General features: G+C 34.9%; 24 protein-coding genes, 1 pseudogene and 1 riboswitch. Of the genes and pseudogenes, 20 read left to right on the plus strand and 5 right to left on the minus strand.

Going from position 1 to position 17,117, the window contains the following annotated elements:
• Positions 1-151 precede the first annotated feature (151 nt).
• The 8 genes from AC4G3O_RS05860 (at position 152) to AC4G3O_RS05895 (ending at position 5,065) form a co-directional block, all read left to right on the plus strand.
• Complete coding sequence (locus AC4G3O_RS05860; RefSeq protein WP_491089503.1) at positions 152-1,354, plus strand: IS110 family RNA-guided transposase; 1,203 nt, start codon at positions 152-154, stop codon at positions 1,352-1,354.
• Positions 1,355-1,525: 171 nt separating this feature from the next.
• A complete protein-coding gene (locus tag AC4G3O_RS05865) occupies positions 1,526-1,726 on the plus strand; it encodes a hypothetical protein (protein WP_066102689.1) in 201 nt (66 codons plus the stop codon).
• A gap of 117 nt (positions 1,727-1,843) precedes the next feature.
• On the plus strand, positions 1,844-2,332 hold the full coding sequence (locus AC4G3O_RS05870; protein ID WP_066102683.1) for a tetratricopeptide repeat protein: 489 nt from the start codon (positions 1,844-1,846) through the stop codon (positions 2,330-2,332).
• Between the two features lie 3 nt (positions 2,333-2,335).
• Positions 2,336-2,506, plus strand: coding sequence for a hypothetical protein (locus AC4G3O_RS05875; protein WP_187393504.1), 171 nt, complete (start codon positions 2,336-2,338; stop codon positions 2,504-2,506).
• Positions 2,507-2,553: 47 nt separating this feature from the next.
• On the plus strand, positions 2,554-2,862 hold the full coding sequence (locus AC4G3O_RS05880) for a hypothetical protein (protein WP_148631136.1): 309 nt from the start codon (positions 2,554-2,556) through the stop codon (positions 2,860-2,862).
• Between the two features lie 279 nt (positions 2,863-3,141).
• Positions 3,142-3,202, plus strand: a riboswitch (Fluoride riboswitch).
• Between the two features lie 47 nt (positions 3,203-3,249).
• On the plus strand, positions 3,250-3,621 hold the full coding sequence (gene crcB, locus AC4G3O_RS05885) for a fluoride efflux transporter CrcB (protein ID WP_491135942.1): 372 nt from the start codon (positions 3,250-3,252) through the stop codon (positions 3,619-3,621).
• Entirely contained in the window at positions 3,621-3,986 is a 366-nt protein-coding gene (locus tag AC4G3O_RS05890; protein ID WP_491135943.1) for a fluoride efflux transporter FluC, read from the plus strand. The genes crcB and AC4G3O_RS05890 overlap by 1 nt, the downstream gene beginning before the upstream one ends.
• A 797-nt stretch (positions 3,987-4,783) precedes the next feature.
• Positions 4,784-5,065, plus strand: a complete 282-nt coding sequence (locus tag AC4G3O_RS05895) for a colicin immunity domain-containing protein (protein WP_491135944.1) — start codon at positions 4,784-4,786, stop codon at positions 5,063-5,065.
• A gap of 248 nt (positions 5,066-5,313) precedes the next feature.
• Here AC4G3O_RS05895 and AC4G3O_RS05900 read toward each other — a convergent pair whose 3' ends face one another.
• A complete protein-coding gene (locus AC4G3O_RS05900; RefSeq protein ID WP_491135945.1) occupies positions 5,314-5,922 on the minus strand; it encodes a hypothetical protein in 609 nt (202 codons plus the stop codon).
• A gap of 107 nt (positions 5,923-6,029) precedes the next feature.
• On the opposite strand from AC4G3O_RS05900, the gene AC4G3O_RS05905 reads away from it, so the two are divergent.
• The 4 genes from AC4G3O_RS05905 to AC4G3O_RS05920 all read left to right on the plus strand — a co-directional run bounded on the left by AC4G3O_RS05905 (position 6,030) and on the right by AC4G3O_RS05920 (position 7,381).
• A complete protein-coding gene (locus AC4G3O_RS05905; protein WP_491135946.1) occupies positions 6,030-6,263 on the plus strand; it encodes a hypothetical protein in 234 nt (77 codons plus the stop codon).
• A gap of 149 nt (positions 6,264-6,412) precedes the next feature.
• Positions 6,413-6,658 (plus strand): hypothetical protein, encoded by a 246-nt coding sequence (locus AC4G3O_RS05910; protein WP_491135947.1) that lies wholly within the window; start codon positions 6,413-6,415, stop codon positions 6,656-6,658.
• A 114-nt stretch (positions 6,659-6,772) separates the two neighbouring features.
• Positions 6,773-6,958 (plus strand): hypothetical protein, encoded by a 186-nt coding sequence (locus AC4G3O_RS05915; protein WP_491135948.1) that lies wholly within the window; start codon positions 6,773-6,775, stop codon positions 6,956-6,958.
• A 210-nt stretch (positions 6,959-7,168) separates the two neighbouring features.
• Positions 7,169-7,381 carry a hypothetical protein gene (locus tag AC4G3O_RS05920; protein WP_491135949.1) on the plus strand — a complete coding sequence of 71 codons (213 nt, stop codon included), beginning with the start codon at positions 7,169-7,171 and terminating at the stop codon, positions 7,379-7,381.
• A gap of 114 nt (positions 7,382-7,495) precedes the next feature.
• On the opposite strand, the gene AC4G3O_RS05925 is transcribed toward AC4G3O_RS05920, so the two are convergent.
• Complete coding sequence (locus tag AC4G3O_RS05925; protein ID WP_491090810.1) at positions 7,496-7,678, minus strand: hypothetical protein; 183 nt, start codon at positions 7,676-7,678, stop codon at positions 7,496-7,498.
• A gap of 486 nt (positions 7,679-8,164) precedes the next feature.
• Between AC4G3O_RS05925 and AC4G3O_RS05930 the strand changes: the two genes are divergently transcribed.
• The 6 genes and pseudogenes from AC4G3O_RS05930 to AC4G3O_RS05955 all read left to right on the plus strand — a co-directional run bounded on the left by AC4G3O_RS05930 (position 8,165) and on the right by AC4G3O_RS05955 (position 12,216).
• Positions 8,165-8,683 carry a hypothetical protein gene (locus tag AC4G3O_RS05930; protein WP_066102187.1) on the plus strand — a complete coding sequence of 173 codons (519 nt, stop codon included), beginning with the start codon at positions 8,165-8,167 and terminating at the stop codon, positions 8,681-8,683.
• A 281-nt stretch (positions 8,684-8,964) separates the two neighbouring features.
• The gene (locus AC4G3O_RS05935; protein WP_066102184.1) at positions 8,965-9,558 is read left to right on the plus strand and encodes a DUF2441 domain-containing protein; all 594 of its coding nucleotides are present in this window, start codon (positions 8,965-8,967) and stop codon (positions 9,556-9,558) included.
• Positions 9,559-9,725: 167 nt separating this feature from the next.
• A complete protein-coding gene (locus tag AC4G3O_RS05940) occupies positions 9,726-9,968 on the plus strand; it encodes a hypothetical protein (protein WP_066102181.1) in 243 nt (80 codons plus the stop codon).
• A 164-nt stretch (positions 9,969-10,132) separates the two neighbouring features.
• The gene (locus AC4G3O_RS05945) at positions 10,133-10,456 is read left to right on the plus strand and encodes a YjcN family protein (protein ID WP_066102178.1); all 324 of its coding nucleotides are present in this window, start codon (positions 10,133-10,135) and stop codon (positions 10,454-10,456) included.
• Between the two features lie 263 nt (positions 10,457-10,719).
• Positions 10,720-11,355: pseudogene (locus AC4G3O_RS05950) on the plus strand (SpoVR family protein); the annotation flags it as partial.
• Between the two features lie 303 nt (positions 11,356-11,658).
• Positions 11,659-12,216: an Ltp family lipoprotein gene (locus tag AC4G3O_RS05955; RefSeq protein WP_066102175.1), complete on the plus strand. Its 558-nt coding sequence runs from the start codon at positions 11,659-11,661 to the stop codon at positions 12,214-12,216.
• 524 nt (positions 12,217-12,740) lie between these two features.
• Here AC4G3O_RS05955 and AC4G3O_RS05960 read toward each other — a convergent pair.
• Together AC4G3O_RS05960 and AC4G3O_RS05965 are read right to left on the minus strand one after the other, a co-directional pair.
• On the minus strand, positions 12,741-13,226 hold the full coding sequence (locus AC4G3O_RS05960; RefSeq protein WP_077247977.1) for a hypothetical protein: 486 nt from the start codon (positions 13,224-13,226) through the stop codon (positions 12,741-12,743).
• Between the two features lie 265 nt (positions 13,227-13,491).
• Positions 13,492-14,016, minus strand: a complete 525-nt coding sequence (locus AC4G3O_RS05965; protein ID WP_491135950.1) for a hypothetical protein — start codon at positions 14,014-14,016, stop codon at positions 13,492-13,494.
• Between the two features lie 496 nt (positions 14,017-14,512).
• Here AC4G3O_RS05965 and AC4G3O_RS05970 point away from each other — a divergent pair, with 496 nt between their 5' ends.
• Positions 14,513-15,517 carry a DNA/RNA non-specific endonuclease gene (locus tag AC4G3O_RS05970; protein ID WP_491135951.1) on the plus strand — a complete coding sequence of 335 codons (1,005 nt, stop codon included), beginning with the start codon at positions 14,513-14,515 and terminating at the stop codon, positions 15,515-15,517.
• Positions 15,518-15,966: 449 nt separating this feature from the next.
• On the plus strand, positions 15,967-16,167 hold the full coding sequence (locus AC4G3O_RS05975) for a cold-shock protein (RefSeq protein WP_066102150.1): 201 nt from the start codon (positions 15,967-15,969) through the stop codon (positions 16,165-16,167).
• Between the two features lie 251 nt (positions 16,168-16,418).
• Here the strand turns inward: AC4G3O_RS05975 and AC4G3O_RS05980 are convergent, their stop codons facing one another.
• Complete coding sequence (locus AC4G3O_RS05980) at positions 16,419-16,973, minus strand: TetR/AcrR family transcriptional regulator (protein WP_490995660.1); 555 nt, start codon at positions 16,971-16,973, stop codon at positions 16,419-16,421.
• Between the last annotated feature and the right edge of the window lie 144 nt (positions 16,974-17,117).

Raw genomic sequence — 17,117 nt, forward strand, 5'->3', positions numbered from 1 at the left:
ACAAATGATCCCGTCCGCTAAACTGTTCACCCCCTACTTGTAGAAATATGTTTGAGGCTGGTTGGGACTGAGATCTCGTATAACAAGCGAAGCTATAATACTACTTGGAGGAAATAGGGGTACTGGTGAATTTATCAGAGGAGGAGAAAGAATGAACCCAGTTGTGGGTATAGATATAGCCAAAGAAGAAAGTGAAGTACAGGCTTTTTTAGATAAAGGAAAGCCGTATGGAACAAGTTTTTCGATTAAGCATAATCGTGAAGAGTTGGAGAAGTTTATCTATTTCTTAGAAGAAATGAAGGAAACAACTGGGCAGATGCCTGTGGTTATATTGGAATCAACAGGACATTATCATACCCCAGTTGTTCAATGCTTAGAAGAGAATGACATACTTTATATCTTATTGAATCCAATCATTTCTCATCAAGCGAAGAAGGCCAGTTTAAGAAAGGTGAAAACTGATGCGTTTGATGCGTATCAATTATGTGTTCTCTATTATAAAGAAGAATTTGAACCTCAAAAAAGGAGAGGAATTCAACTTCTAAATATTCGGAATCTATCGAGACAACAAGAGATAATGACGAATATGTATGTGGAGGCAAAATTGCATTTCCATACGATTTTAGATCAGGTTTTCCCTGAATATAGAAAGGTTTTTGGGGATCTATTTTCGAAAGTATCTTTATCGGTATTAAAGGAATACCCTACCTCGGAGAAGGTTCTAAGGGCTAGCAAGGAAGAGCTAGAAGATAGGATACGAGAACATTGTCCCAGTCGGTCTGTACAGTGGGCCAAAGAAAAGGCAAGAAAGCTCATTCATTCAGCTTCTCAAAATCCTTTTCAGAAAGTGCGATATGAAAGCCATCTTATCAATCTTAGTATGTATATCGATATTTTATTTCACTACCAAGGACACCTTACGGATTTAGAGAGCCAAATGGTATCCCTGGCAAATGAAATAGAAGAATATAAGATTATCCAATCGATTCCTGGTATCGGTGAAAAGATTGCGGCAACAATCATTTCGGAGATAGGAGAAATTGATCGGTTTAATCACCCTAAAAAGTTAGTGGCCTTCGCTGGAGTCGATCCCAGTGTCTATTCATCTGGTAAGTTTACTGCGAACATAAATCGTATAACCAAACGAGGATCCAGTAGGCTAAGGCATAGTTTGTATTTAGCTGTTTTATGTGGGATAAGAGGCTCTAGAAATAAAAAGCTCAAAGAGTTCTATGATAGAAAACGTTCAGAAGGAAAACCTTCAAAAGTTGCCATTGTAGCTTGTATCAACAAGCTGCTTCACTGGATTTATGCTTTATTGAAAAAGAACGAGAATTTCCTAGATTTAGCTTAGGAAATGATATTTATCCAACATAAGAAAAACCTTCCAAAAAGAAACTGGAGGGTTATTTGGCATACCCAAAAACAGTATAGCATATAAAAAAATGAAATATACAGAGAGATATTGACAACCTATTAGCTGGTTTAGCGGAAGAAGGAAAGTAATGCTTTAAGGGGGATTATTATGCAAGATTTAGAAGTCAGGAAAAAGTTCTTTTTGTCGCTTCTTATTTTCCCGCCAATTGGTCTCTTGATTAGAACATACGATGAACTGTCATTAGTAACGAAAGGCATACTGACTACAGATATGTATGTTTTGATTTTAATTACAATAGTTGGAATAGTTGGGTATGTGGATGCCAAAAAGAAAATAAACAGTAAATAGATATCAGTATGTTCTAGTCAATATTAGACAAACGGGGCAGGTTAGCGGAAGAAGGATTTTTTGTAGTGATGTGATGAACTTGTTAACAAATACATTTTGTAAAGGAGTTTATTAACATTGAATGAAGAACAATTGATAAAAGCACTTGAATTACGAAAAGATGGTAAGAAGAAAGAATCAAATCAAATCCTATTAAAGATGGTAGAGAAATATCCTGATAATGCAATTATTAACTACCAATGTGCTTGGAGCTTTGATGTTTTAGGAGAAGAATCAAAAGCAGTTCCCTTCTATGAAAAGTCTATTAAGCAAGGGTTATCTGATAAAGATTTAGAAGGAGCAATATTGGGACTTGGAAGTACATATAGAGCTTTAGGGGAATATGAAAAATCCGAAAAAGTTTTTTTAAAAGGAATAGAATTATTTCCAACTAATAGAGCCGTTCAAGTGTTTTATTCAATGACCTTATATAATCTAAACGAGCATAAAAAGGCTATGGAGTTTTTACTGAAATGTTTGATAGATACCACAACAGACTCTGAAATACTGAGTTATAAAGAAGCAATTAATTTCTATGCCGATAAATTAGATGAAATGTGGATATAGATAATGAAGAGTTGCATTAAACGAACTGGGGCATTGATCCAAGAAGGATTTATGCCTTTTTATGTTGAAGTTCTTATAGAAGTAAAGGGGCAGGTTAGCGGAAGAAGGATTTCATCGAAATTTATCGAATATAAATATACCTGGGTTTTATGGGGATATATTATGAATAAATAAAAACCAGCTATCCCCGTGTAAATAACAATGATTTACAAGGAGGATAAATGAATTCTTTTCTTGAAAGATTTATGAGTTTATTCTTTAAAGAAACTGGACGTAGCGTTAAACCTCTAATGTATGCACAATTAATATTATTTGTCGGTGCAGTATTTGGTTGGTTTCTAGTGAGATATAAATTTGATGATTCTTGGAGTTATTATGCAATTATCTACCTTATGCTTGGGACAGGGTTTCTTTTAATTGGCATAGAAGATTTTATGATCCGAGAAAAAAAGCGTAAGGACTACTTAATTTGGTCTATTGTTGCACTTCTTTTTTATTGGATAGCTATTGATAATTATTTCTTCAACTAATTGGGGTTGTCCTTAGAGGGATTAACTCTTTTTTTAAGATCTTATTGGACAAACGGGGCAGTTTAGTTGAAGAAGAAAACTACCTATTCTAATTGTATAATATTAACAAATGGTGATTAGGTTGGACAGCATTCCAAAGGTGATTGAAATATTCCTTGACGATTATAGCGTAGTGGTCAGATTTTTTCGTTTAAAATGGATGCCATTTTAAATTTTATCGCTAAACGATAAAAGGAATTACTTCCGATCCGATAAAATAGAATATATAATATTAATGAAATTTAAACAGGTGATGGAGTTCGCCTTTAACCGCCGAATGGCTAATGACTCCTGCTGGTAAACTAATACTGGCAGGAGTCTTTTTGTTTTTAGGAAGGAGGAAACAAAATGATTTACTTTTGGATAGGAATTGCAGGAGCATTAGGAGCTATTTTAAGGTATATAGTTGGAGTTTCATTATTTACAAATAGCACATTTCCTTATGCTACATTAATTGTTAATTTAATTGGTAGCTTTCTTTTGGCTTGGTTAACAACTAATTTATTTAAGAGGATTTCCGTTTCTCCTGCGGTAGCAACAGTGATAGGAACAGGATTTGTTGGGTCTTTTACAACCTTTTCAACCCTTAGTGTCGAAACCGTTAAATTGTTTCAGGATGGAAATATTGTATTGGGTTTAGTTTATGTATTCGTAAGTATTATTGGTGGATTAGCAATGAGTCGATTAGGTTTTAGAGTAAGTCAGGAGGTGCAAAAATAGTGACAGCCACACATATTTTATTGGTCGGCATTGGCGGCTTTTTCGGAGCGATTTCTCGCTATTCAATTAGTAAGAAACTAAACAGTAAATCAACATTTAAACTGCCTATCGGAACTCTTACAGTAAATCTATTGGGAGCCTTTCTATTAGGTATTATTACTGGTGCTAAAGCGGATACGATGATAGTTCTTTTGCTTGGAACAGGATTTATGGGTGCTTTTACAACCTTCTCTACACTCAAACTAGAAATGGTTCAAAGATATTTAAGTAATTACAAAAGGATATTTTTCTTATATACAATCATCACCTATGTAGCAGGGATTATTCTTGCATACTTGGGGTATTTGGCTGGTACTTCCTCTTAGGGTGATGTTATAAAAGCATCGAATACGATGCTCTTTTTCAATTTTTTATTGCATACAAATTATATCTTTAATATTAAAATATTTTTCCTCGGAGTTTGACCCCATTTTACTCAAAGTTTGTGAAGGAATTTACTTGAACAGGGGTGTTGAATAGCGAGACAGCATAAAAACTGTCTCTTTTTTACCTTTAGCGACAATCTTTACGAACAGAGCCTTTAAATAACAATATTATTGATCAAACAGAAGAAATAAGAAAATTAAACAAGTCATTAAACCAAGAAAAGGATTAATGACTTATTTAATTTCGTTGGCTCAATCAATTTATATAATTGATCGATTGAGTCTTTTTCTATGCTGCTAAAGGGGCAGGTTAGTTGAAGAAGGACTTTTTATATTAATGTAAAATTATTACATAGATATTATTATCAGCGAACACCAAACGAAAATTCTCTACCAAATGAATAAACGAAAGTTGGTGGCAAAATCAATATTTTCAAACAGAATATTAGCTTCCCCATAATCTATTTTGTAATATCAATCGGTTGGGATTTCATTACCGAAACAGAGATTAATTGGGTTGAAAACATAGCGGTGTGCTTCATAGCATTCTTACTTCTTTCATTCTATGATTGGGCAAAGGAGCCATATCAAAGAAAGAAGAGATGAAAATCAATAGATCATCTGAGAATTAAGGACTTTAATAATTACCTACATTCACTATGGAACAAACGGGGCATTTACTTTAAAAAGCAATATCCTAAGAATGGATTAAACAAATTTATTAGAAGAGGTAAAAAATGTTTGCGTATAAGTATAAGAGGTTGATGGATGATTTTGTAAATAAAATAATTACTGTTAAAGTTTTTGAACGTGAATATCTAAATACATTTAAAAGTGAGACAGAAAGAATGGATAACACACTGTTTGAAATATTAAACGAAGTTTTTGAAGCAGTTGATAGCTATTGGTACGAATGTCTCCCTGGACAAGAAACTGCTTTTGAAATATCCGAACAACAACTAAGAAAAGAAGTAAGTGAAGCACTAGTTCAACTAAATAAAGTGTTGAATAATCGTTAGCTCTTATTCAATGTTATTTATCTAACAGGGAAAATAGCAGAAGATCGCGGCTGTCAAATTGGTGGTCTTTTTTATGCAGCTAAAGGGTTCGGTTGACGAAAAAACGTCATATCGGGCCCTTTTTCCGACTAATTGACGTCATTCAGCAAGTTAATTTCGAAAAAAATAAAGCGGCCGATAAATATTTATTAGCCGCTTTTTTATACACAATTCAATTCGACAACAAACTCTATTGTGTGATTTTTGTTTTATTTTGGAATCTTTGATAAATGAGTAACAGTTCTTTTCAATGTAGTACGAGAAGAATTTGTATATTCTTTAGCAACTGCTTTCCCATAATAATTGACAGAGTCTTTTGCTTGATAGATTTTAGTTGTATAGTACCTTGTTGCAGGCGGTTCCACAAACGTATACGCCGTAGCTGTACCAGCAGCTGAAGACCAAGGATTTTTCTTAAACTTTACAGGAATAGCTGCGATTGCAAAATTGTAAACCCATTTTGCAGTTGTTGAAATAACTTTTGAGTCCCCTTTGAAGGTGTCGATCAATTCATAGTTCATACTTCCATCATTAATAACCGCAAAAGTGGAAATTCCACCACCAAGAGTTCCGGCATTTACACCAGCAACTTCGAAATCAGCTTCCGTTAATCCATCTATGCTGATTACCTCTTCTGATACAACTTGCCCTTCATCATTGAATTCTTCAACGATTGTAACAGATTGCATTTCTCTATTTTCTACTTGTAGCGCATTTTCCGAGCCAACTACATCAAAGCTCGCTGCTGATACACCACTAACCGATAGACCTGAAACAGCAATAATAATAGCTAAAAACAGTAGTGATAGTTTTCTCATCCTTGAGTCCCCCTTGTTTGTTGTCATTGATTATTATACAATAATATGAATAATTGGAAAATAGTTTATTTAAAAAATTCTAAAAATTTAGAAAGGTGATGTGTCAATTGAAAGAGAAAAGTAAAGAAAATTATGTTTATATACTTATTACATTCCTCGGTTGTACTATCGCTGCTTTAAAAGGTGAGACATCATATGATAGTGTCTTAACCATCTTGGGTTTCATTCTCTTTACCATATTATTTGGATATATGCTTATTACAAGCAGAGATTCAAAAGGTAGGATGTTAGGTATACTTGCAATGTATCTGTTTTTTGCTGGAATCTTTCTTTTAAACTAATAATTAAGTTATCGATTTACCAGCGGTGTATAATGATACACCGTATTTTTTTCCGTCACTCCTTATTTTTTGTATTTCCCCTGCAACATACGAAAAGTATAGTAATATCTAGAAAATACAGTAGGCAACAGCCGAAAGGAGAATTACATATGCAAATTGATACAGCAATCTTGGAAGAAACGTTGGAAAGTTTAGACCTTATTAAAGTCGATACACACGAAGTAAAGAATTTAATAGAACAATGGTTATCCCCTTCTTCTTGCTTTGTAGACAATGAAACAGAGAAACGCATAATGAATGATTACGTACACGACCGAGAAGAATGGGAAGAAGGTGTCAACCTAGTTGATATCATCGACTTATTAGCGACAAAGTATAAAGAAAGAGTCCATTAAAAAGATAGAAAGATAGATGACCTATACTGGTTACCTATCTTTTTTTAGTTTAAAGGGGCCACTCATAAAAATCGGCCTTATAATGTGTGAAACACACACAAAGGAGAGGTTTAAATGAACTCAGAAACAAAAGACAGAGCAAAGAAAGCTATTCAAATCATTAAGACTAAATCTGATTACGACTTTTTGGGGAGACCTTTCGAAAATTGTTTCGAAATGGGAGATGGAGATACTGTGATGAGTTACATTATCGAACAAACTAGAACGGATAAGATTTTAGCAAGAGCTATCCAAGAATAGTTAAAGTGTTGCAGAGTCGATTAATAATGATACACCTCATAGTTAATCGGCTCTTTTTTGTAGGCTCTGTTCGTAGATATTGTTGCTTATTGAACTCCCTTTCTTATTTGACTAACGGGGCAGGTTTGTTCAATAATAACCCTCAACAAAATGGAATTTTAAGGTAAAATATAATTTGGGATATCAATACATAATAAGGAGTTTGGTTTTTTGAAAAAAATAGTTTTATCTCTATGTTTGTGTTCTCTTTTGATAACAGCTTGTCAAAAGGAGTATAAGGGTGAATATATAAAATGGGGAGAAAAGACCAACAGTAATGCAACTGAATTATTAAAGAAAAATGGAATACCTTATAAAATTAAAGATGGAATTATATATACTCCTGAAGATGCTTTTGATAAATCTATTTACTGTTGTGCTTAAAGATTAAAGTAAAGGGGGCCCTACTCCAATATTAAGAGTTGTATTCAGCTCTTTTTGTTTATGCAGCTAAAGGGGCAGGTTAGGTCAATAAGAATAGGTGAAATTGACAGCGGATTAATCTTCGGTTGGCTTGCTCGGAAAAAAGAGAACGAGGAACGAACCGAAAAATACGATTTTAACGACAAGAAACAGGATGTCCGCGGCCCAGTAGTCAGGTAGAAATTCCACTGCAAATTCCAGACCAAGCACGGCTCCTGTAATAAGGAACACAAGAAGATTTAGTATTTTCATTTTCATATCAATCACTCTCCTGAAAGTAGGATAAAATCGAAATAAGCAATGAGGACGAATTAAAAGATAACTTTTTTGGGGTGTGCTAAAAAATATAAAGATAAAATTGAAGTTGCTAATACAAAACCCGTTATTTTCCAAATGAATTATAACATATGTGTTGGTCGTGATTATAAAAAGATAATCAGTTTTTGAACATTCATCCTGAAATAAAAATTGATTAAGAAACACTGTGATTGATTGTCCTTATTTGGGTTATCGGGTAGCAATCTTGTATTGAAGGATACGATTAATTATGTAACACTAACTATAATTGGAAAGAATGCACTTCAACTAACGGGGGCATTACTCTATTATCAAGGGCTGTGATCAGCTCTTTTTTGCTATACAGCTAAAGGGGCAGTTTAGTTTAACAAGAGCAACTGAGAAAATAATATTAAGTTAATTCAAGTATTTTAAGAGTTAAAATAAAAAACGTGGGGAAGAGATGAGTTGGGGAAACGTACAAAAACAATCTCATTTTATGTTATATCAATGATTGTTATATATGCGATATTTGCAAGTATAGAGACTGTAAAACTAAGTTCTAAAACTGTCAATGAAGCATTTGAAAAGTTTAAGAATGAATTTGTTCAAACTGAAATCGGTGATAAAGAATTTTACCGAATTGGGAATTCTACATTTGTGCCATTTGAAGTTGGAAATACTGTTTCATTAGTCCAGTTTGAAAAAGGGATATTCGGTTGGAAACCAACCTATTATTCTCACGATGAGGATAGAGGTTCTTCCTATACAAGTTTTACTGATGGAGATATTCTTTTGCACGGGGTCATACCAAAAGATATAGTGGCTGAAACGAAGACCATAAAAGTGAATGGAATAGAGGCAGATATTGTTAGGCTCAATGATAAAACGAGAGTTTGGATTTTGATGAACAATAAACCAAAAAACTTTTCTAACATAAACATAGACTTCTTAGATAATGAGGGACATATAATTAGTGAAATATAAATACAAATAGCATTTCTAAAGGTATTTGCTATTATTGTGAATAAGTATACTTAAACTAACGGGGCATTGATCCAGGAAGAAGGATTAATGCCTTTTTGTGTTGAATTTCTTATGGAACAAACGGGGCAGGTTAGCGGAAGAAGGATTAATGGCCTTTTTGTTGAACTTTTTATAGTAGTAACGTAACAGGTTACAGAACAATTTAAACAACTATTCTTAGTGGATATGATGGATAAGTTGCATTATAAGCCAACTTGATTAGTTCAACAGGAGGCAGATGTATGAAAGAGACGGAGTTTTATGCTTATCACATTGTTACTAATAAAGAAATGAGAATGGGACAGATCATTAACTTTGATAGGAACCAAAAAAACACCTTATATCGCTTCTTTTTTGAAAGGGAAATATTAAATTCTAAAGACGAAGACTTTATGCAAGTTTTATATAGCCATTTTACAGATGAAGGCTTGCACTTGAATAAAGAGAATGCCAAGGTAGTTGTAGATTATGCGGATCAAACAATTAGAGCAATAAGAGAAGTGCTAGCAGAAATGGTTAGACTGCAAGAATATCCTGAATATCCTTCTAGATTATCTTGTTTATATGCTGCGAAGAGCTATGAAGAAGCTCTGAAATGGAAAGAATTGTTCGATACTTACAACCGAAAAGTTATTCAGATTGTTAAACTAAGAGTTGTAGGAAATTATTTTGAGGGTGATGGAGACCTTTTACCAAAGGCAGATGGAGTTCCTTTCTCTCAGAAAATTGAACAAGCCAGAGAATATTGGAAGGGCAATGTGAAAAACAAGCTTCCTGAACTATTGATTAACGGAAAAATTGAAGTTACGGAAATTATACACGATTACGTAATCTAGTGGATATAGCAAGTGAACTTAGGAAAACTTTTTCTCAAGCAAGGCTGTCAAATTGACGGTCCCTTCTTATGCAGCTAAAGGGGCAGGTTAATTCAATAACGATGTAGAATTATTAATTAACATTTAGAGGATTTATTAAAGGTACTATTCTAAGGGGTGATGCAAAAGTGGGTGAAACCATTAAGCCAGTAGTAGAGACATCTGGTTGGGTAGATGTTATTACAGCCGTTTTACCAATTGTTCTTTTGGTGATAATTGGTGTAATTATTGTAGCAATTATATATATCGTTAAGATAGTTAAGCGGTATCTAGCAAACAATAAAATAGCCGAGAAGAAATTAAAAATGGAAGAAAGAGATATACAAGAGATTAAACAACGTCTTGACCGAATTGAAAAAAATCTTAAGTGAGGTTGAGTGATATCTTTCATATTGTGCCTAACAGGGGCATTACTTCAATATCAAGAGTTGTAATCAGCTCTTTTTTTTATTCCACAAACGGAGCAGGTTAGCTGAACTGAACCCTTTGTTATTTACCGAAAATAGTATAATTTTAAAAAAGGAGGTGTAAGTATATGAAACGTAATAGGAAGAAAATATGGATTCTTATAGGCGTACTAATAATTGTTCTAGTCTTCCCTCCTCTTTTAGATTCAGTCATACACGATAACGATTCTCCTAGAAGTGCTATAAGAGCTTCTATTAGAGATGATGGTTATCCCTATCAAAGTTTTTTTGCCATCATAATCTCTAGAGATATTTATGATGAAGATTACGGACATAAGTACGAGGTAATATGGCACGATTGGAAGAATGAAACTGGAATGACAGGCACTATTTGCTACGCAAAACAAAATGAAAACGAGAAGTATAGTGTTTCTTGCGGCACAGGTCCTTGATTATTAAATTATATGTGTTAAGAGTGAAAATTAAGGTTAAAAAGCCGCCAAAAAATCGGTGGCTCTTATCATTATGATAGAAGACGAAATCGCCTTCCTCCTGGGACACGCCGCTTACTGCAGAGGCAAATTAAATTAAGTTTGTGAAAAAGTGTACTTAAACTAACAGGGGCGTTAATGGAATAACAGAGACAGTTTAAAAGCACCTTCTTTTATTAGAAATAATGTTTATAAATAGCGCCATTAATGAAGATCCTTAGGAGAACGAAGGCTGGGCGAGCTACTGGCACCAACGCATTCTCCGTGAACTTGATTTAACAAGCGGGGAATCGATCGAATTTGCGAAGCTCAATGCAGGTGTGGTGCAGCCGTCAAGAACAGGCATTAACCCTTATTACTTGGGCATCAAGATGTTTGAGGATATTGAAGAGAGGTATAACAACCCAGACGAAGAGATGAAAAGGCGAGGGGTTAAACCAAATTCAGGCCGTGAGAAAATGTTTGAAGTGCGGGAGATTGAATCGGATATCTCCTTTCTCCGTAATTACCTCACAAAGGATTTAGTCATGCGCGAGGATATGTATCTATTTCAGAAAAAAGGGCGCGACTATAAGATTGTCGATAAGCAATGGAAAGCGGTACGAGATCAGCTTGTCGGCATGCGGGTCAATGGAGGGTTCCCGTATATTACGGTGAATGACGGGGACTATTTAAAAAATGGGGAACTTTACCTGAAGCATTGGTTTGAGGATATTGAGCTGGATGTAAAATATCTAGAGAAAGTTTTGCCGCATATGCATTATTTATGGGTACGAACGGTTCATATGGAAACGGTGTTGGAAGGTAAGGGAATTTTGTTTAGTTATGATGGGAAGAGTGTGAGTCGGAAGTATGTGTGAGTGATGAGAAGAAGCCAATCCAAGATTGGCTTTTTTTGCAGTTAGGGATAACCAGTATTTCTCTTTCCTAATTTTGCTTTATTTAAAAATATTCATTCACAGCCATAAACTTTTTCATATTATTTTTCTTTTAATATAGGAGTGCTGCTCTCCATTTGTGACATAAGAAAGCTTGTATTCCAGTACGCCACCATACTTGTGATAAAACAAATGGATAAATTGTGAAAAATAGCACAAACATCGGTAAATAAAGTAAAAATATGCTAAAGTGGTTTGTATAGAAAGTATAAAGGAGTGTATATAGTGGGGGCAGTAGAAAAGAAGAAAAAGCCATTTTATAAAAAATGGTGGGTTTGGTTAATTGCGATCATATTGATTATAGCAGTGGGTACTTCTGAAGAAAATGAGGAGAGTAAGGCCGTTGATTCTTCTGATGTAAAAGAAACAAGTGTAGTTAATGACACTAAAAACAAAGAACAAGAAAAAGAAGAAACAACTACTAAAGAAGTAGCAAAAGAAGAACCGAAAGAAGAAGCAAAAACTGAAAAAGTAAGTGTTTCAAGAGAATTTAGTTCTGCATTGAAAAAAGCAGAACAGTATGCTGAGAGCATGCATATGTCAAAGAACGCTATATATGACCAATTAGTTTCTGAATATGGAGAACAGTTCCCTGCTGATGCAGCTCAATATGCTATTAATAATCTTGAATTTGATTGGAATGCAAATGCATTAAAGAAAGCAAACTCTTATGCTGATGATATGGATATGTCAAAAAGCGCTATATATGACCAATTAGTTTCTGAATATGGAGAAAAATTCACTCCAGAAGAAGCTCAATATGCAATAGATAATCTAGAGTAATAGAATAATTTTTTTGACTAGAGTAGCAGTTTTGCTACTCTTTTTGTTAGGTGTTACAGGCATTATCCATCCATAGCAGAAGATGATTTGCATAAGATTATGAAACTAATTATAGATAAAGTGTGAAAAATAAAAGGTGAAAACTTCATTTCTGTTAATTTTATGGATAATGTTTGCTACGAATGATCCTGTATTGCAGGTTTGGCCGGTAAACCCGACTATGAGGAGCGGGGTGAGGTGAACCTGGATATGGTACGCCATTGATCAAACAGGGAAAAACCAGTTCATGGTCAAAGCAGACTCGGTGGGTTCTGCGTGACCTGGTTCCAATTCGCCAGGTAGATCACGAAAAAAACGATTCCGTTTCATGAGAGTAATTTCTAGTGTTCATATGTGTGTTAAAGTAGAAGCCAATCAGCGATTGGCTTCCTTTTTATTGTTAAGTATAATATTTCGAAATTGAATGAGTTATCTAATGGTAATAAAACGATTTTTTGACCTTTTAACTTAATTGGTTTCGGTATCTATTTTTTTATTTCGACATATCCGACATACTGAGCCTTATTTGATGAGTTTCTCGTAATCACTTCCATTACGAAGGTTCCTTCGGTATTAGGGAAGGTGAATTCCCCGTCTTCATTCACATCGAGATCGGTATCTTCCCCATTTTTCCACAATGTGACGGCAATGGAGTCTGGCCAGCTGGCCCCACTGCTTCCGCTATTTTCCTCATTTTCAATAATGTCAATCCTGGCTTCCTGGTTGGGATGTGCAAATATTTTATTCTGATTAGGACCGAATTCTTCAATATCTAACACAACGTTCTTTACTTCGCCACTCGACGAGCTCCAGCTGATATTGGCTTCGGTTAACGGGTATGCTAGGAGTCCATCCATCTCGCCTACTTCTAAACGAGCGCTTGGAAGCCCCACATCATAATCCTCTGCAAAACACCCTGAAACGGTAAAAATCAATAAGATTCCGATAACCCATTTCAACCATTTGTTCATCAACATTTCCCCCTACATGGTTAATGCTAAACCTTACAGGTTTCACATCATATTAAAATCTACTGCTCTGTTTGGTCATCAAGGAAGTTAATCCGCTTAGAGGATATTTCTTTACATTTAATATCTCCTTCTTCTTGGTGAGATTGTGGCTGTATCAATTAAGCAAGGAAGATTCTTAGAAGAAGGGAGACTGGAGTTGTTTTGTCTAAAGATTTCAATGGAACATTACAGGAGGGTTGAGCAAGTAAAACCAGCTATTGCTGGTTTATCTTCGTTTCCTTCGCCAAATCCACACGTTTGACAAGAGAAGTAATCCTGCAATGGTACCAGCAATTCTTTGATCGCGGCTTCGGGTATATTCTAAAAAGTCATCTGCATCATAATCTGCCAGTTCCCCGTTTGGAAACTTTTCCACGTCCGTTGTCAGCTTCGGCCATTCATCTGCTCGTCCGCACGGATCAACCTCAATGTGTAATCCTTTTTTATGTCCGTAAATGAGGTAGATTCCGCCTTCTTTGAGAGTTTCTTGTAACCAATCTCCGATCATGTCTTTCACTTTAACCCTAGGTTTCAGTTCTCCTTTATAGACCGTGTCCACTTGGATAATGTAACTGTCTCCTTTTTGCTCCTTTACCATCCCTTTAAATACGAAATCGGCGTTCTTGAAAGCTTTTTCCGCGCGTTCAGGTTCCGCGCAGCTCAAAGCCTCTCCCGTAGTGGGAAAGGACAGGCTCCCTAGCAGAAGGAACAGAACCAATCCAAATCCTTTAGCCGTTCGCCAACTGTTCATACTGCTCATCCTCCTCTTATAATCCACATAACTTTAATTCAACTGGTATTTCGAAATAACCTTACCGTAAATTTGTTATTTATAAAGAATATTATTTAAAATTTTGAGGTAGTTGTTTTTATATTTCTTTATTTCAAGCAGGCTATATAATTATTTTAATGGATAAATCTTGAAAATGGAGCTGCATTCTTAAAAATGCCATTCAATAGGAAGAGATAGATGAAGAACATTTTGTTAATTGGACTTCTCTTGCTGGGATTACTCGTGAGCCACATATTAGTAAATATCCAGCCAAAACGTACAATATTTCGCATATGAAATCTGCGTGCGTTTTTTTGTTGTGATTTATTTTTCTTTATTTAATTTATATGCAGCGAATCCTAAATCAAAAATCGTGGAAATGAAAGGCAAATGAAAACGAAAGTAAAAATAGAATAATATTATGTGATAAAATATACTTACATGTTATTAACGTTAATTATAGGGGAGTCCTAGAATGAAAAAGAAAATAAACTATATAATCTCACTTTTAACGATTATCTTTTTGGTGAGTTGTTCGAATGCTGATGATACATCTATTACAGATGTAGAAAAAGAATCACAAGAAGTAACCACAGTTAATACAGAAGAAAATAGTCAAAAAGAAGAAAAAGAAGAAACTACCCCTACGGTTAGTGATGAACCAGCAGTAGAGGAACAATTAGTTGATGAACCAGTAATAGAGGAAACAAAAACCCAATCAAAGGATGAACGGTTCTCAGGATACAAACGGATTGAGGTTGATGGTGGCGATTTGTCTGGATATCGTGAAGCTAACGTTGTCGTTGACATTGGCTATGGGGATCGTGAATATTGGGCATTTACGAATGAATACGGGCAATTAGTGCGTGTCATTGCTGACGAAATTATTCTGCAAGATGATCGTAGCGAACCTGTAACATCATCTGGAAGATACTACTCTGATGAGGCGAAAGTTCCTGGTGTTGAGAGTGATAATTTAGATGAAGGACATATCATCGCTGATTCTCTCGGCGGGGTATCGAATGCTTATAATATTACCCCGCAGGATAGTACACTCAACCGACATGGTGACCAAGCTTATATGGAAGATGCGATTCGTCGTGCGGGTGGAGCTACTAATTTCGAAGCAATTATCACCTATCCGAATACGAAAACACAGGTCCCTTCCCATTACCAGTATTCCTATAATATAAGGGGTAACGAGATTGTGGATAAATTTGACAATGTAAACCCTGATGAAGTAAACGCATCGCTCGGTTTAACAGAAAGTAAGCCTTCTGATTCAACTAGTTCAAGTAATTCTAGTAGTTCAACTAGTTCAAACACGAAAGGTGATATTTCTAGTGTTGATGTGAATGGTAATGGACAAGTGACAATTAAAGAAGCAAAAGATGCAGGTTTCAGTATGCCCATAACGAGTGACCATTGGTTATATCCTTATATGCGCGATAACGATAATGATGGAATGGTAGGGGAGTAACACTTTTAACTCTGAGACAAACTAGATGAACGAGAGAATAGTTCTTCGTTAAAGATCTATAAGCTTGGGATATCCCAAGCTTATTTTTTATTAATAGGTTTACTCAATCATTAGCTATTTTTGTTAGGAAAACGGATGGTATTTGAGCTGTGCTTTATATTTGATGTCTTTTTTAGAGGATGAGGATAGGGAATGTGAACGAGGTATTAGAGGATGCTACTATATGACGATAGGTTGTGGTGATGGTTCTGCTACTATTACGCACGAATAAACATCCTATTATGAAAGGTGAGGTCGTATGTTTGCTATTATTGGAATTACCTGTTATTCTTAAGAAGAATTATTTTTGTTCGGTTTCAGATTGAGAAGCGATTTTGATTTTCGTCTAAGGTATTTGAGCAAGGATAGTAACATATTGTGTGGACATCCACACTAGGAGGCAACATATTATGGAACAAGGTAAAGTGAAATGGTTTAATGCAGAAAAAGGTTTTGGATTTATCGAACGTGAAGGCGGAGAAGACGTATTCGTACATTTCTCAGCTATCCAAAGCGAAGGATTCAAATCTTTAGACGAAGGTCAAAGCGTAACGTTTGAAGTAGAACAAGGACAACGTGGCCCACAAGCTACAAACGTTCAAAAAGCTTAATAAGAGCTAATGAAAGATCCTGCATATGCAGGGTCTTTTTTTGTTTTTTATTCAATTTGGGCAATAAAAAAGCCCTATTCAAGAAATGAATAGAGCTTAGACAACAAAAGAATGAAACTGTATAGCAAATGGTAGGCTAAGTATAGCACAGTGCTTGAATAATCCCTAATTTAAACTTGCTTACTTGCAAAGGGAGTATTTTTCTATTACTTTTTACAAATACAATAACTGCTAGCTTTCTTAAAAATCCTTCAATAAACATTTAATAAGGTAACAAAAGTTTCCTTCATCACTTCTTCAGATGGATGGTCTCCACTTTTTACATATTTAGTTGACATCCCATATAGGCTCCAACTAATCATAATACTAAGCAAGTCTGCTTTTTCATTTGACCAAGAGGGGTACTTTTTCTTTAATAAATCTTTAAATACCCTTGCGAGTTCTTCTTTTACGATAGTTTCAATTTTGGGTGTAAATGCTTCATAACTACGTGCACATTGATTGGCCAACCCACTTTGAAAGGATAATAAACTAAAGAATATGTCATTTAAAACTTCTGGTGTTAATGCTTCGTGCGAAGTTACATCTTTTAATATCCCCTGCAACACATCTTCACTGATGACTGTTTCCAATAAGTCATATTTATCAAAGAAGTGATAATAAAACGTTGCGCGATTAACAGTTGCTCGTTGCGTAATGTCTTTTATTGTAATATCCTTGAAATCCTTCTCAATTACTAACTCCATAAATGATTCCATAATTAATTTACGTGTTCTTAGGAATCGAGGATCTAACTTTTTCTCCATAATATCCTCCTATTTTTTCGTCATATTTAACGAAATGTCGTATATACGATGTTTTGCTTGTATTGTTGATTGTACATTTTATTGATGAAATATAGAATTAATTATACAACAAGTGTTGTTTATCTGAAAAGTGCCAACAAACGA

The organism is Bacillus sp. z14 (2026) (assembly GCF_058313575.1).